Origin of the sequence: Stappia stellulata, from assembly GCF_020176715.1 — a bacterium.
In the GTDB taxonomy this organism is placed as follows: domain Bacteria; phylum Pseudomonadota; class Alphaproteobacteria; order Rhizobiales; family Stappiaceae; genus Stappia.
This window is the reverse complement of sequence record NZ_JAIVMF010000001.1, coordinates 518,129-532,423: the sequence shown is the minus strand read 5'-3', so window position 1 is coordinate 532,423 and position 14,295 is coordinate 518,129. Positions and strand designations below refer to the sequence as shown.

Below are 14,295 nucleotides of genomic sequence, written 5' to 3'. Positions count from 1 at the left end.
CCGTGCACATGGTGCACCACCGGGCGGCGACTTTCCAGCGCGCTGACGGCGTTTTGCGGATCGAAGGGCGGGACGTGCCGAAGACGATTTGGGAAAACACCGAAGACGCCGCGTCAGGCAGGTCCGGGGCGTCCCCGACGGATGGCGGAAGCGGGCGCCAGGCGCTCGCCCGCCTGCATCGGCTGCAGATGGGCCGCCGTCTTCTCGGGCTTTTCGGCGTGCTCGTAGCCGTTGCCTTTGCCCTCGCGATTGCCCGCATGATCATGGGAGACGCGCCGCCCTTGCCGATTACCGGCGAGAGGGCCGTGGACCTGCCGGCCGATGCCTTGGCCGGTCTTCCGCCGGAGGAACGGATGCGGCTGTTGCGCCCCATGCTCGACCGGCCCGCGGTCTTCAAGCGTGTCTATGGCGGTCATCCGGCGGATCTCTGCGCGGCGATCTCCGGTCTCGGCGTGCCGATGTCGGACTGGAAGCCGGACCCTTTTGTCGCCGGTTTCTGGTACTGCGCGAGCGAGCTGGTCGTGCTTGGACGCACCGCGCCGGACGGACGGCACGCCACGCTTTTCGTCAATCTGCGGGGGCAAAGCGAAACGTCGCTCAACACCGTGCGCGTCAAGCTGAATGCGGAAAACCCGGCAACGGTGAGCCGGGCGCGGGCCTCGCTGCTGCGGGTTCTGGATGCGGTCGGCTCGCGCTACGGCTGGCCCTGGCCGGAGGGGGTGCAGCAGGCGGTGACGGACAATCGCGCGGCGACATTCGAGCAATACGGCATGACGGTGACGATCCTGCCGGAGGACCCGGACCTGACCGGGGACCTGCCCGGCGTGGTGCGGGTCAATGTCATCGTCGAGTTCCCCGTCGTCGACCTTGTGGCGCCTGCGGAACTCTTCGCCCCCTTCGCCTGGGAGGCGGAGAGGGCGGGCGAGCGCCGGCGCAACCGGCCGGTCGGCGGGGCAGACCCGCAGACGCGCGATACCCGCGGGGTCAGCGGCCGGGAAGGGGAATGAACTCTTCCGCATCGCCTGGAACCGTGTCGAAACGCATCTGCTTCCAGTCTTCCTTGGCCTGGTCGATCCGCTCCTTCGACGAGGAGACGAAATTCCACCAGATATGGCGCGGCCCGTCCATCGGCTCGCCACCGAGGATCAGGAACCGCGCCGGTCCGCGCGCCGTCACGGTGATGGCGTCGCCCGGCTTGAAGACGAGAAGCTGCCCTTCCTCGAAGGTGTCGCCGGCAATCTCGATGGTGCCGCCGACGGTGTAGATCGCCCGTTCCTCATGGGTGGCGTCGACCGGCAGACGGCGCCCGTCCTCCAACGTGACATCGGCATAGATCGTCTCCGACGCCGTCTTCACCGGCGAGCGCGCGCCATAGATTTCCCCGGCGATCACCCGCACCGTTGCGCCCTGATCGGTGAGGACCGGGAGGTCGCTTTTGCCGACATGTTCGAAGGCGGGTGCCGTTTCCTCCGCGTGTTTCGGCAAGGCCACCCAGCTCTGGATGCCGAAGAGCTTGCGGGCGCGCGCCTTCTGCTCCGGGTCCTCGCGCTCGGAATGGACGATGCCGGAGCCGGCCGTCATCCAGTTGAGTTCGCCGGGCCGGATCGGCAGGTCGGAGCCGAGACTGTCGCGGTGGTGGATCTCGCCCTCAAACAGATAGGTCACCGTCGCCAGGCCGATGTGCGGATGCGGGCGCACGTCGATCCCGCCGGTGTGCAGGAACTCCGCTGGTCCCATCTGGTCGAAGAAGATGAAGGGGCCGATCATCTGCCGCTTGGGCGAGGGCAGCGCGCGGCGCACCTCGAAGCCGCCGAGATCGCGGGCGCGCGGCACGATGATCGTGTCGATCATGTCGCAGGATTTTGCGTCGCCGGGCGTCGGGTCGAGATCGGGCATCCACGTCATGGCTGTCTCCTCGGCAGGTGTGTCGGGCGCGTCGGGCGCCCGTCCTGTCTCAAAGGATAATCCATCCCGCGCCCGGTTCCAGCCTCCGTTCGCAAGACGGATTGTATGGTCTGGGTGAACGATCTCGCGCGCTCTCGCCAGGACCGTTCAGCCATCTGAAGGCCGTGACGATTCCGGGCATCGTTGGCCGGCCCCTTCGATCAGACCGTCCCGCCCAGTTCCGCGCCGAGGTCCTGCAGTTCCTTGCCGCCGGCCATCAGGTTCTGCAGTTCGTCGATGGTGATCTCGTCCTTGGCGTGGGTACCGAGGGTCTTGCCGCGGTTGAGCACGGTGAAGCGGTTCCCGACGGCGAAGGCATGGCGCACGTTGTGGGTGATGAAGATCACCCCCAGCCCCTTGGTGCGCACCTGGTTGATATACTTCAGCACCATGGAGGTTTGCGCCACGCCGAGCGCCGAGGTCGGCTCGTCGAGGATCAGCACCTTGGCGCCGAAATAGACCGCCCGCGCGATGGCGACGCATTGGCGCTCGCCGCCGGACAAGGTGCCCACCGCCTGTTGCGGATCGCGCACGTCGATGCCGATGCGGCGCATCTCCTCGCGCGTCACCGTGTCGGCATGGGCCATGTCCATGTGGCGGAAGGGCGGGAATCCCTTCAGCGGCTCCCGGCCCATGAAGAAATTGCGGGTGATCGACATCAGCGGGATCATCGCCAGGTCCTGGTAGACCGTGGCGATGCCGGCGTCGAGCGCGTCGCGCGGGCTCTGGAAGGAGACCGGCCGGCCTTCGACGTGGAAGGTTCCTTCCGTCGGCGCATGGACGCCGGACAGCGTCTTGATCAGCGTCGACTTGCCGGCGCCATTGTCGCCGAGCAGGCAGAGCACCTCGCCGGCATGGACCTTCATCGAGACGCCGCCGAGCGCGATCACGGAGCCGAAGTGCTTGACCAGGTCGCGCACCTCGATCAGCGGTGTGGAGTTGGATTCGGTCATGGCCTCAGCGCTCCCCCGTCGCCCGCTTGCGGATGAAGTTGTTGAACAGGACCGCCAGCAGCAGCATGCCGCCGAGGAACACCAGATACCAGTCCTGGTCGATGTCGGTGTAGGTCAGGCCGATCAGCACCATGCCGAAGATGATCGCCCCGAGGAACGCGCCGATGGCCGAGCCGTAGCCGCCGGTCAGCAGGCAGCCACCGATGACGGCGGCGATGATCGCCTCGAATTCCTTCTGGAAGCCGCGCCGGGCATCCGTCGATCCGGCGTCGAGCACGGTGAGGATCGCGACCAGCGCCGCGCACATCGCCGTGGCCATGAACAGGATGGTCTTCACCCGGCGCACCGGTACGCCGGAATTGCGCGCGGCATTGGCGTCGCCGCCGGCAGCAAAGATCCAGTTGCCGAACTTGGTGCGCAAGAGCACCCAGGTGGCGACCAGCGCGATACCTGCGAACCAGAGGATCTCCACCGGCATGCCGGTCACCTTTGGCGTGCCGTTTCGGAAGGTGTCGATCCAGCCGTTGGCGGCGAGCATGGCGAACAGCCCCTCGAAGGCCTCGCCGGAGAAGAGTTCGAGGATCGGGCTGTCGCCGGCCGCTTCCTTGACGCCGCGCAACTGGGTGGCGCCGTCGGTTGCCCATTTCAGCCCGACCAGCGTCAACCCGCGCAGGATGAACAGGAAGGCCAGCGTCACGATGAAGGAGGGCAGGCCGGTGCGCAGCACGATCTGGCCGTTCATCGCGCCGATGCCGCCGGCAAAGATCAGCGTGGCGACGATGGCGACGATGAGCGGCATCTCCCAGGTCACGAGCACCGTGCCGAAGGCAAGGCCTGCAAAGGCAACCATGGAGCCGACCGAGAGGTCGAACTCGCCGCCGACCATCAACAGCGCCGCGCCGATGGCGAGAATGCCGAGCTGGGCTGCGGGCGCCATGAAGTTCATGATGCCGGCGAGCGAGAACATCGCCGGATTGGCGACGGTCATGAAAAACGCCGTCACCAGAATGAGCCCTGCCAGCGCGCCGAGTTCCGGGCGCCGCAGCAGTCGGGTCATCAGGGTGGTTTGCTTGAGCCGTTCATCCGGCTGTGCCGGCGTGGCAGGCACCGCGTCTGCATCGCTCATCGTGTGGCCTCGCAAGCCTACGTCGCGGGGGGGGGCGCCAGGGTGCGCCGGCTCAGGCCGCGATCGGTAGCGGAAACGAAACGGGGGCACGGCGCAAGGCCGCGCCCCCGGGCGGTCAACGGTCGATCATCCGCTCAGCGGATGCCCTTGGCCGAAAGGTCGACCACCTGGGCCGCCTTGTCCTTGGTGATCAGGTTCGGACCCGACGGCACATTTCCGCCCGGCATCAGGCCGTAGCGGGCGTGATTGGCCAGAAACACCACCGGCAGGTAGCCCTGCAGGTACTGCTGCTGGTCGATGGCGAAGGCGGCTTCGCCGTCGGCGACCGACTGCAGGAAGTTGGCCGAGAGATCGAAGGTCGCGACATTGATCTTGCCGATCATACCGCTGTCCTTGACCGCCTGCACCACCGGCTCGCCGGCGAGCGACGCGCCAAGCGCCATGATGGTGTCGATGTCGCCGTCGGAGGCGATTGCCGCCTTGACCTTCGACAGGATCTCGCCCGGATCGTTGGTCGTCGGCAGGATGGTCACCGACCCGCCGAAGCCTTCGGAAAAGCCCTCGCAGCGCTGGTCGAGCGAAACATTGCCGACCTCGTGGTTGACGCAAAGGCCGGTCTTGCCGCCCATCGCGGCGAGCTCTTCGCCGGCCTTCTTGCCGGCGTCATATTCTTCCTGGCCGACATGCAGGGCCGCTCCCAGCGAGGCGGAGACGTCGGAGCCGGAGTTCATCGAGATCACCGGAATGCCGGCGGAGACCGCCTTGCGGATGGAATCGCCGAGCGCATCCGCATCCGGGATCGAGACGATCAGCCCGTGCGGCTCTTGGTTGACGGCGGCATCGATCAACTGGGCCATCGCCACCATGTCGAAGGTTTCCGGCGCACGGTAGTCGACCGCGACATTCATGTCGGTGCCGGCCTGGGCCACACCGTTCTTGACCACCGACCAGAACGGATCGGAGGCCTGCCCGTGGCTGACCACGATGATATTGATGTCCTCGGCCGAGGCCGGGGCGACCGGAGCCACCGCGGTCAGCCCCACGACGGCGACCGCCGACAGCAAGCGTGTGAACAAGCGATTCATTTGGTTTCCTCCCAGTTTCCCCGCAGCGGGGACCCCGTTGAACGGGATTTCAGGCAATTCTCCCTTGACGGCCGCCTGTGCGATGCCCTCGCCCGGGACGCATCCCTGCGCCGGACCGACAATCCAGCCCGCTCCCAAACGGGTGCAGGATTGCAATGGCATCGAAGCGGCCGGAATGTCGCATTCCAAAAATCGACATCTGGAATTTTTATTCCATTTTCGCTTCGCCGGTGTCAAGCTGAAAACCGAAACGGCCGGCGGCGGACGCGACATGTGTCGGGAGGCTTTGCGGTTTTTGACAAGATCGGCGATTGTGCGCCGGCAAATGTGGACAGGAGAGGGATGCGGAATGAGCGATGTGCAGGAGGCCCCGCGGGACTACGACAGTTTGCGTGCGCTCCTGATCGCGCGCCGGCCGTCCATGCCCAAGCGGCTTGCGCAGGTAGCGGCCTTCGCCGTCGACCGTCCCGACGATGTCACCTTCGGAACGGTGGCCGTCATCGCGGAGCAGGCGGGCGTCCAGCCCTCGACGCTGGTGCGCTTCGCCCAGTCTCTCGGCTATCAGGGATTTTCGGAGTTCCAGGACGTGTTTCGGGCCAGGCTGCGCGAGCGCTGGCCGGATTATGACGAACGGCTGGAGGCCTTGCGGCGGCGGTCAGGCGAAAGCCGGGGCGCCCATGCGCTGTTCGGCGATTTCGTCGACACGGCGGTCGCCTCGCTGCTCAGACTGCGCAATTCCATTTCCGGCGACACGATGGAGGAGGCGGCGCGGCTGATGGCCGATGCCCGGGTGATCTATCTGGTCGGCCAGCGCCGCGCGTTTCCGGTGAGCGCCTATATGTCCTACGCGCTTGCCAAGCTCGGCATGCCGGCGGTGCTGGTCGACAATCTGGCCTCGCTCGGTCCGGAGCAGGCGGGCGCGGCCGGCCCCGAGGATCTGTTGGTCGCCGTGAGCTTCACCCCCTATACCTCGCTCACAGTGGACGTCGCCAACGCGGCGGCCGAGCGCGGCGTGCCGGTGCTGGCGCTGACCGATTCCCCGTTCTCGCCGCTGATCCAGTCGGCCCGCGCCGTGATCGAGGTGGTGGAAGCCGATCTCGGTGCCTTTCGCTCGCTCTCCGGCACCTTGTGCCTGGCGATGGCGCTCTGTGTCGCTGCCGCCGAGCTGCGGCGCGGCGAAGACGGTGGCGGCGACCTTTGATGCCGCGCCGCCGCTCAACGACCTGATTTCAAAAACGGACCGGTTGCCCGCTTTTGGCCGACTCCGTTGCCGCGTCCGCCAGCCTTTGTGCCATCAGCCCGTCATGCCCGTCCGGCTTGGGCGCCTGCTCGCCGCGGGCGGCCGCCAGAAATGCGTCCAGTTGCAGCCGATAGGCGGTTGCGTAGCGCTGGAGAAAGAAATTCTGCGCGGGATCGGCGGTGAAACCCGCGCCCGTTGCCAGCTCGACGGTGGTTTCATGCTGGTTGCCGGCCCGCAGCAGGCCCTTCTGGCCGTGCACCTCGATGCGCTGGTCGTAGCCATAGGTGGCGCGGCGGGAATTGGAAATCTGTGCGATCTTGCCGCTTGCGGTCTTCAAAAGCACGGCGGCAGTGTCGACATCGCCGGCCGCGCCGATCGCCGGATCGACCAGACTGGAGCCGACCGCATGCACCTCGACCGGCTCCTCGCCGAGCAGGAAGCGGGCCATGTCGAAATCATGGATCATCATGTCGCGGAACAGGCCGCCCGAGCGTTCGATGTAGGAGACCGGCGGCGGGGAGGGATCGCGCGACAGGATGGTCACCAGTTCCACCTCGCCGATCTGGCCGTCGTCGATCCGTGCCTTGACGCTGGCGAAATTCGGATCGAAGCGCCGGTTGAAACCGATGAAGAGCGGCACGCCGGCGGCCTTCACCGTCTTCAGCACGCCTTCGATGCGTTTGGCCGACAGGTCCACCGGCTTTTCGCAGAAGATCGCCTTGCCGGCCCTGGCCGCGCGCTCGATGAAGTCGGAATGCGTGTCGGTGGGCGAGGCGATCAGCACCGCATTGGACCCGCTTCCCTCCAGCGCCTCGTCGAGATCGATGACCGGTGCGTCGAGACGGCCCGCGAGCGTGCGCGCGGCCGCCTCGCTGGCGTCGCATATGCCGGCCAGCGCCACGTCCTTGTGGTCGGCTGCGCGTGCGGCAAGATTGGCTGCATGGATCTGCCCGATCCGTCCGGCTCCGATGATTGCGATGGAAAGCACGTCTGGTCCTTTCAAAGAGAATGTATGTTCCATATTGACCGCAGCATAGAATTTACGTTTCACTCGCGCAAGGTCGCTGCCGGCGTCTGAACGGGGCCTGGCGAGAGACGCGGCGGGACTGGCGTCGCACCTGCGCACCCTGCCGCGCAAGCCGGAAAAGAGGAAGTCATGGCAAACTCGAATGCGCCGCTCGGTGTCGGGCTGATCGGAACGGGCTATATGGGCAAGTGCCATGCGCTGGCCTGGAATGCGGTGAAACCCGTGTTCGGAGACGTCGCGCGGCCCCGGCTCGAGCTTCTGTGCGAAACCTCCGAGGCCTATGCAAGCGCGCGGGCCGAGGAGTTCGGCTTTGCCCGTTCAACCAGCGACTGGCACGCGTTGGTGTCGGATCCCGCCATCGATGTTGTCTCGATCACCACGCCGAACGCGTTCCATGCCGAGATGGCGATCGCCGCGCTGAAAGCCGGCAAGCACGTGTGGTGCGAAAAGCCGATGGCGCCCGACTTCGCCGATGCGCTCGCCATGAAGGCTGCGGCCGAGGAGAGCGGCCGCGTTGCGGTGCTGGGGTACAACTACATCCAGAACCCGGCGTTTCGGGAGATCGCCCGGCTGATCGGCGAGGGCGCCATCGGCACGCCGTTCCAGATCCGCGCCGAGATGGACGAGGATTTCATGGCCGATCCGGACACGCCGTTCTTCTGGAAGAATGCATCCTCGTCCGGTTATGGCGCGCTCGACGATTTCGCGGTCCACCCGCTGTCGCTGATCCAGCGCCTGTTCGGGCGGGTCGAGCGAGTCTTCTGCGACATGGCGATGCCTTATGCGACCCGACCGGACGGCGGGGACGAGGCGCGTGCGGTCGAGACCCATGACATGGCCAACTTGCTGATGCGCCTAGAGGGTGGGCTTCAGGCAAGCCTGCAGGTCAACCGCTGCGCCTGGGGGCGCAAGGGCCGGATCGCGCTTCAGGTCTTCGGCTCGAAGGGCTCGATCCTCTATGATCAGGAGCGGATGAACGAGGTCGAGCTCTACCGCGCCGAGGGCGACGCGCGCCAGCAGGGCTTCGCCCGCATCCTGACCGGGCCGCAGCACCCGCCCTACGACCGCTTTATCCCCGCGCCCGGACACGGCCTCGGTTTCAACGATCTCAAGGTGATCGAGTGCCGCGAGCTGCTGCGCGCCATCGCCGGCGAACCGGCGAGCGTGATTTCCTTCGCCGACGGGCTGGAGATCGAGCGTGCGGTGCATGCGGCAGCGCGGTCTTTCGAGGTCGGCGGATGGGTGGAGGTCGCCTGATCAGGTGAAGATCGTCCGGTCGCGGGCGACCTGTTCGGCGATGAAATCGGCGACGACACGCACCCGGCGCAGGTCGCGCGAGGATTCATGCAGCACCAGCCAGTAGCTTCGGTCGATCCTTTGATCCTCCAGCACGCGCTCAAGCTCCGGGTGATTGCGGGCGATGAAGGCGTGCAGAATGCCGATGCCCGCTCCCGAACGCACCGCTTCCGTCTGTCCGAGTGCGGAGCCGATCTCGAAACGCGGACGGAAGCTGCGGTCGATTTCGTCGGCATAGGCAAGAGCGGCGGAATAGACGAGGTCCTCCACATAGCCGACCAGTGCGTGGCGCTTGAGATCCTGCGGCGTGTCCGGTTTGCCGGCGCGGGCCAGATAGGCCTTTGAGGCATAGAGGCCGAGCGTGTAGTCGACGAGTTTCTTGGCGACCAGCCGGCCGTGGTCTGGCCGCTCGACGGTGATGGCGATATCCGCCTCGCGGCGCGACAGCGACACCGCGCGCGGCACGGGCACGAGCTGCAGCGTCAGTTCCGGGTGCCGCTCGGTCAGTTCGCCGAGCCGCGGCGCCAGAAAGGCGACGCCGAAGCCGTCGGGCGCGCCGATGCGCACCGTGCCGGAAACGGCCACATCCGCGTCGCCGATTTCCGCCCGGGCGCCCAGCATCTCCGCCTCGACCCGCTCGGCCGTGGCGAGAAACCGTTCGCCGGCTTCCGTGAGCGCCGACCCGGTGGTGCGCCGGTCGACAAGCTTTACCTTGAGATCCGCCTCCAGCGCCGACAGCCGGCGGGCAACCGTCGCGTGATTGACGCCAAGCGCGCGGGCGGCGGCCAGCAACTGGCCATGGCGTGCGACAGCAAGGAAGATGCGCGTGTCGTCCCAGTTCATGTAGGCTCCGGTCTGGATCGCAAAAAAGGCGCGAGTTTCGATTTTTGCACAACGGATGCGGCTTTCCTCACATTGCATCCGACAAAAAACGAAGGCAATACAGGTTCAGCCAATTCGTTCCGCTCAGTGACGAGGGGACCGCACGCGCGAAAGCCGCGGCTTGGCCAAAAGGGAGAAACGACCCATGAAGACAATTGGACATTTCATCGGCGGCAAGCACGTCGAAGGCACCTCCGGCCGTCATGCCGACGTCTACAACCCGGCGACCGGCGAAGTGCAGGCCAAGGTTGCGCTTGCCTCGCAGGCAGAGCTGCGCGCCGCCGTCGAAAACGCTGCCGCCGCGCAGCCGGCCTGGGCCGCGCAGAACCCGCAGAAGCGCGCCCGCGTGTTGATGAAGTTCGTCGCGCTCCTGCACCGCGACATGGACAAGCTCGCCGAGGCGCTCTCGCGCGAGCACGGCAAGACCATTCCCGACGCCAAGGGCGACGTCATCCGTGGCCTGGAAGTCGCGGAATTCTGCATCGGCGCGCCGCACCTGCTGAAGGGTGAGTTCACCGAAGGCGCCGGCCCGGGCATCGACATGTACTCCATGCGCCAGCCGCTTGGCGTCGTTGCCGGCATCACGCCGTTCAACTTCCCGGCGATGATCCCGATGTGGAAGTTCTGCCCGGCGATCGCCGCCGGCAACGCCTTCATCCTGAAGCCGTCCGAGCGCGACCCCTCCGTGCCGATCATGCTGGCGGAACTGATGCTCGAGGCCGGCCTGCCGGCGGGCATCCTCAACGTCGTCAATGGCGACAAGGAATCCGTGGACGGCATTCTCGACGATCCGGACATCATGGCCGTCGGCTTCGTCGGCTCCACCGCGATTGCCGAATACGTCTATTCGCGCGGCTGCGCCAACGGCAAGCGCGTGCAGTGCTTCGGCGGCGCCAAGAACCACATGATCATCATGCCGGATGCCGACATGGATCAGGCCGCCGACGCGCTGATCGGCGCGGGCTACGGTGCGGCCGGCGAGCGCTGCATGGCGATCTCGGTTGCGGTTCCGGTTGGCGAGGAAGCCGCCAACGCGCTGATGGAGCGGCTCATCCCGCGTGTCGAGGCGCTGAAGATCGGTCCCTATACGGCCGGCGACGACGTCGATTTCGGCCCGTTGGTGACGGCGCAGGCGCGCGACCGCGTACTCGGTTTCGTCGAGCAGGGCGTGAAGGAAGGCGCGACACTTGCCGTCGACGGCCGCGATTTCACCATGCAGGGCTATGAGAACGGCTACTTCATGGGCGGTTGCCTGTTCGACAATGTCACCAGGGACATGTCGATCTACAAGGAAGAGATCTTCGGCCCGGTCCTGTCGGTCGTCCGCGCTCCCGATTATGACGAGGCGATCGATCTGGCGATGAGCCACGAGTACGGCAACGGCACGGCGATCTATACGCGCGATGGCGACACGGCCCGCGACTTCGCCAGCCGCATCAACATCGGCATGGTCGGCATCAACGTGCCGATCCCGGTGCCGCTTGCCTATCACACCTTCGGCGGCTGGAAGCGCTCCGGCTTCGGCGATCTCAACCAGCACGGCCCGGACGCGTTCAAGTTCTACACGCGCACCAAGACGGTCACCTCGCGCTGGCCGTCGGGCCTGAAGGACGGCGCCGAATTCGTCATCCCGACGATGAAGTGAGCCCCGGTCCGGCCCGTCAGGGCCGGATCGATCATGCCAGTGGCATGATCGAAGGGGCGAACGCGAGTCGAGGGTAAGCGGGCGCAGCCCGCGTCGAGACCGCAACCCGGTCCGGCCCGTCAGGGCCGGATCGATCATGCCAGTGGCATGATCGAAGGGGCGAACGCGAGTCGAGAGTAAGCGGGCGCAACCCGCGTCGAGACCGCAACCCGGTCCGGCCCGTCAGGGCCGGATCGATCATGCCAGTGGCATGATCGAAGGGGCGAACGCGCCTCGAGGGTAAGCGGGCGTCAGCCCCGTGGTCCGAGACTGCAATCCGGTCGGGCGAACGCGGTCTGGCTGAAACAGAATTGGGAAGGCCGGCTGCGCATCCGCAGCCGGCCCCAGACCGATGACGAGGGCGGCGAAAGCTCTCCCGCGTCATACCGGGCAAGCGCAAGCGCGACCCGGTATCGGAGAGCCAAAAGCCTATCCTTTTTCTGACTTGTCCGCCGGAAGACCGGGCCTCACCGATTCCGGGCCGCAGCTCACGCAGCGTCAGGGATCACGACGTTTTCGCGGTTTTCTCATCAGCCTCAGCCGGGACATGCGTCCCGGCTTTTTCGTGTCTGCCGCCCGGATCTGCCGGTTGCGAGCCCTTCGGTTGCGGTCCTGTTTGCGGTTCCGCGCAAGTCCCGATACTGTGCCCCGAAAATCGGGGCCGCCGCGACCGCGGAAGGTCAACAGTCCAAGAGGGTTAGATGACGCAGCGTGAAGTCGTTCTCGTTTCGGGTGTGCGCACGGCAATTGGCAGTTTCGGAGGGTCGCTGAAGAGCGTGCCGCCCAGTGAACTGGGGGCGAAGGTGGCCGCCGAGGCGATCCGGCGCTCGCGTGTCGCCGCAACCGACATTGGCCATGTGGTGTTCGGCCATGTGATCAACACCGAACCCCGCGACATGTATCTTGCGCGCGTTGCCGCCGTTGAGGCGGGCATTCCGGTCGAGACGCCGGCGCTGACCGTGAACCGCCTGTGCGGATCGGGCGCGCAGGCCATCGTCTCGGCCGCCCAGTCGGTCCTTCTCGGCGATACCGACTACGCGCTCGCCGGCGGCGCGGAATCGATGAGCCGCGCGCCCTATGCCTCGTCGGGTGCACGCTTCGGCGTGAAGATGGGCGATGCCGCCTTGCATGACATGATGCTCGGTGCGCTGAACGATCCCTTCGGCGGCGGGCACATGGGCGTGACGGCGGAAAACGTCGCGGAACGCTACACCATCAGCCGTGAGGCGCAGGATGCGCTGGCCGTCGACAGCCAGCAACGGGCCGGGATCGCCATTCGCGACGGCCGGTTCGTCGACCAGATCCTGCCGATCGAGGTCCGCGCCGGGCGCGAGACGGTGACCTTTGCGACCGACGAACATCCGCGCCCGGACACCTCGCCCTCGACGCTGAGCGGCCTGCGGGCCGTGTTCCGCAAGGATGGCTCGGTAACCGCCGGCAATTCCTCGGGGATCAACGATGGAGCGGCGGCCGTCGTTCTGGCCGAACGATCGGCGGCGGAGGCGCGCGGCCTGACGCCGATGGCGCGGCTGATCGGCTATGCCCATGCCGGCGTGTCGCCGGATATCATGGGCATCGGTCCGGTTCCGGCGGTGCAGAAGCTGTTTGAAAAGACCGGAATGACGGCGGCGGATTTCGACGTGATCGAATCCAACGAGGCCTTCGCGGCGCAGGCCTGCGCGGTGATGCGCGAACTGGGCCTGCCCTCCAATCGGGTCAACCCGAACGGCGGCGCCATCGCGCTCGGTCACCCGGTCGGCGCCACGGGCTGTATCCTTGCCGTCAAGGCGATGTACGAACTGGAGCGCACCGGCGGGCGCTATGCGCTGGTGACCATGTGCATCGGCGGCGGGCAGGGCATCGCGCTGGCACTGGAAAACCTCAGCGCGGCGTGAGGCGGGCGAGCTGACCGAACGGAGAAAGGCTCGCCCTTTGGCGGGCCTTCTTTCGTTTCGCTCGCGCGTTCGACGGGCGCGGTGGGCCGCCGCTCGTCAGGGTGGGTTGGCTGCCTATCTACTGGTAGAGACACTCACGCAACGAACGGAAGCCGAAATGCGGTTGGCAAACGCGCTTGTTTTTGGCTGGGGCCTGGTTTGCCTCGCGATGATGCCTGTTCAGGCTGCGCGGGCGGAGCCTCCGTCCTTCACGCTGCAGGCCGGCGCGGATCACCTGCTTTCGGGCAAGGTCTGGTCGCGCGCGGATGGCGGCTTTGTGTCGGGCGACGCGGTCGGGACGGCGGTGCGCGACGCGCGCTATGTGCTTCTCGGCGAGATCCACGACAACCCGGACCACCATGCCCTGCAGGCCTATTTGCTGGGTCAGGCGGCCTCAAACGGCCGCCGCCCGGCTGTGGTGCTGGAAATGATCCCGCGCGACCGGCAGGACCGGATCGAGGCGCATCTTGCCGCAAGGCCGGCGGATGCGGCCGGGTTCGGCGCGGCCGTCGGCTGGTCCGAGCTTGGCTGGCCCGACTATGCGATCTACCGGCCGATCCTTGAGACCGCCCTGGGGGCCGGCCTGAGCGTGGTTGCGGGCGACGCGCCGCGCGCGGATCGCCGCGCGCTGGCACGGGAGGGGCCGGAGAGCCTTGGCGCGGAGACGGTCGCGACGCTGTCGCTGGACGCCCCGCTCGGTGTGGCGGAGGAGGCCAGGCTTCTCGACACGCTGTTCGACGGTCATTGCGGGCTGATGCCGCGCGCGGCGCTGGCGCCGCTGGTCGCGGTCCAGCGGCTGCGCGATGCGACGCTGGCCGATGCGATGATCGCGGCAGATGGCGCCGACGGCGCGGTGCTGATCGCCGGTGCCGGGCATGTGCGCGCCGATTTCGGCGTGCCGCGCTATCTGGCATGGCGCGACGCGACGGCCACCGTCGTCACGGTCGGGTTTGTCGAGGTGCGCGCGGATGCGACGCAGCCGCAGGACTATGCGGCGGTCGGCGACGGTGACGCGGCGCTTTACGATTATGTCTGGTTCACGCCCGGACGCGGGGCGGAGCGCGGCGACCCTTGCGCGGCGTTGGAAAAGCGCTTCGGCAAGAAGCGCGGCAAGGAATAATGCC

Annotated in this window: 12 protein-coding genes; 6 read left to right on the top strand and 6 right to left on the bottom strand. The window is 66.8% G+C overall.

Annotation, left to right across the window (positions count from 1 at the left end):
- The first annotated feature begins 74 nt into the window (after window positions 1–74).
- Window positions 75–1,007: a DUF6030 family protein gene (locus LC092_RS02425; RefSeq protein ID WP_224804679.1), complete on the top strand. Its 933-nt coding sequence runs from the start codon at window positions 75–77 to the stop codon at window positions 1,005–1,007.
- Here the strand turns inward: LC092_RS02425 and LC092_RS02420 are convergent.
- From LC092_RS02420 to LC092_RS02405, 4 genes are all read right to left on the bottom strand, one after another.
- Window positions 985–1,905: a pirin family protein gene (locus LC092_RS02420; protein WP_224804677.1), complete on the bottom strand. Its 921-nt coding sequence runs from the start codon at window positions 1,903–1,905 to the stop codon at window positions 985–987. The genes LC092_RS02425 and LC092_RS02420 overlap by 23 nt on opposite strands.
- Window positions 1,906–2,105: 200 nt before the next feature.
- Window positions 2,106–2,897: an ATP-binding cassette domain-containing protein gene (locus LC092_RS02415; RefSeq protein ID WP_224804675.1), complete on the bottom strand. Its 792-nt coding sequence runs from the start codon at window positions 2,895–2,897 to the stop codon at window positions 2,106–2,108.
- Between the two features lie 4 nt (window positions 2,898–2,901).
- On the bottom strand, window positions 2,902–4,023 hold the full coding sequence (locus LC092_RS02410) for an ABC transporter permease (protein WP_224804673.1): 1,122 nt from the start codon (window positions 4,021–4,023) through the stop codon (window positions 2,902–2,904).
- 134 nt (window positions 4,024–4,157) lie between these two features.
- The gene (locus tag LC092_RS02405; protein ID WP_224804671.1) at window positions 4,158–5,108 is read right to left on the bottom strand and encodes a sugar ABC transporter substrate-binding protein; all 951 of its coding nucleotides are present in this window, start codon (window positions 5,106–5,108) and stop codon (window positions 4,158–4,160) included.
- Window positions 5,109–5,457: 349 nt separating this feature from the next.
- Between LC092_RS02405 and LC092_RS02400 the strand changes: the two genes are divergently transcribed.
- Entirely contained in the window at window positions 5,458–6,309 is an 852-nt protein-coding gene (locus tag LC092_RS02400; protein WP_224804670.1) for a MurR/RpiR family transcriptional regulator, read from the top strand.
- A gap of 28 nt (window positions 6,310–6,337) precedes the next feature.
- Here the strand turns inward: LC092_RS02400 and iolG are convergent, their stop codons facing one another.
- The gene (gene iolG / locus LC092_RS02395) at window positions 6,338–7,336 is read right to left on the bottom strand and encodes an inositol 2-dehydrogenase (RefSeq protein ID WP_224804668.1); all 999 of its coding nucleotides are present in this window, start codon (window positions 7,334–7,336) and stop codon (window positions 6,338–6,340) included.
- 168 nt (window positions 7,337–7,504) lie between these two features.
- On the opposite strand from iolG, the gene LC092_RS02390 reads away from it, so the two are divergent.
- Complete coding sequence (locus tag LC092_RS02390; protein WP_224804666.1) at window positions 7,505–8,632, top strand: Gfo/Idh/MocA family protein; 1,128 nt, start codon at window positions 7,505–7,507, stop codon at window positions 8,630–8,632.
- On the opposite strand, the gene LC092_RS02385 is transcribed toward LC092_RS02390, so the two are convergent.
- Window positions 8,633–9,514, bottom strand: coding sequence for a LysR family transcriptional regulator (locus LC092_RS02385; RefSeq protein WP_224804664.1), 882 nt, complete (start codon window positions 9,512–9,514; stop codon window positions 8,633–8,635).
- Between the two features lie 184 nt (window positions 9,515–9,698).
- On the opposite strand from LC092_RS02385, the gene LC092_RS02380 reads away from it, so the two are divergent.
- The 3 genes from LC092_RS02380 to LC092_RS02370 all read left to right on the top strand — a co-directional run bounded on the left by LC092_RS02380 (window position 9,699) and on the right by LC092_RS02370 (window position 14,291).
- The gene (locus LC092_RS02380; protein WP_224804661.1) at window positions 9,699–11,198 is read left to right on the top strand and encodes a CoA-acylating methylmalonate-semialdehyde dehydrogenase; all 1,500 of its coding nucleotides are present in this window, start codon (window positions 9,699–9,701) and stop codon (window positions 11,196–11,198) included.
- 740 nt (window positions 11,199–11,938) lie between these two features.
- A complete protein-coding gene (locus tag LC092_RS02375; RefSeq protein ID WP_224804660.1) occupies window positions 11,939–13,132 on the top strand; it encodes an acetyl-CoA C-acyltransferase family protein in 1,194 nt (397 codons plus the stop codon).
- Between the two features lie 208 nt (window positions 13,133–13,340).
- The gene (locus LC092_RS02370; RefSeq protein WP_224804658.1) at window positions 13,341–14,291 is read left to right on the top strand and encodes a ChaN family lipoprotein; all 951 of its coding nucleotides are present in this window, start codon (window positions 13,341–13,343) and stop codon (window positions 14,289–14,291) included.
- The last annotated feature ends 4 nt before the right edge of the window (window positions 14,292–14,295 follow it).

Bases quoted from the DNA above. Each gene is read 5' to 3' on its own strand.
- LC092_RS02385 (WP_224804664.1), bottom strand. From the start codon at position 9,514: ATGAACTGGGACGACACGCGCATCTTCCTTGCTGTCGCACGCCATGGC.
- LC092_RS02410 (WP_224804673.1), bottom strand. From the start codon at position 4,023: ATGAGCGATGCAGACGCGGTGCCTGCCACGCCGGCACAGCCGGATGAA.
- LC092_RS02380 (WP_224804661.1), top strand. From the start codon at position 9,699: ATGAAGACAATTGGACATTTCATCGGCGGCAAGCACGTCGAAGGCACC.
- LC092_RS02375 (WP_224804660.1), top strand. From the start codon at position 11,939: ATGACGCAGCGTGAAGTCGTTCTCGTTTCGGGTGTGCGCACGGCAATT.
- LC092_RS02370 (WP_224804658.1), top strand. From the start codon at position 13,341: ATGATGCCTGTTCAGGCTGCGCGGGCGGAGCCTCCGTCCTTCACGCTG.
- LC092_RS02415 (WP_224804675.1), bottom strand. From the start codon at position 2,897: ATGACCGAATCCAACTCCACACCGCTGATCGAGGTGCGCGACCTGGTC.
- LC092_RS02420 (WP_224804677.1), bottom strand. From the start codon at position 1,905: ATGACGTGGATGCCCGATCTCGACCCGACGCCCGGCGACGCAAAATCC.
- LC092_RS02400 (WP_224804670.1), top strand. From the start codon at position 5,458: ATGAGCGATGTGCAGGAGGCCCCGCGGGACTACGACAGTTTGCGTGCG.
- LC092_RS02405 (WP_224804671.1), bottom strand. From the start codon at position 5,108: ATGAATCGCTTGTTCACACGCTTGCTGTCGGCGGTCGCCGTCGTGGGG.
- LC092_RS02390 (WP_224804666.1), top strand. From the start codon at position 7,505: ATGGCAAACTCGAATGCGCCGCTCGGTGTCGGGCTGATCGGAACGGGC.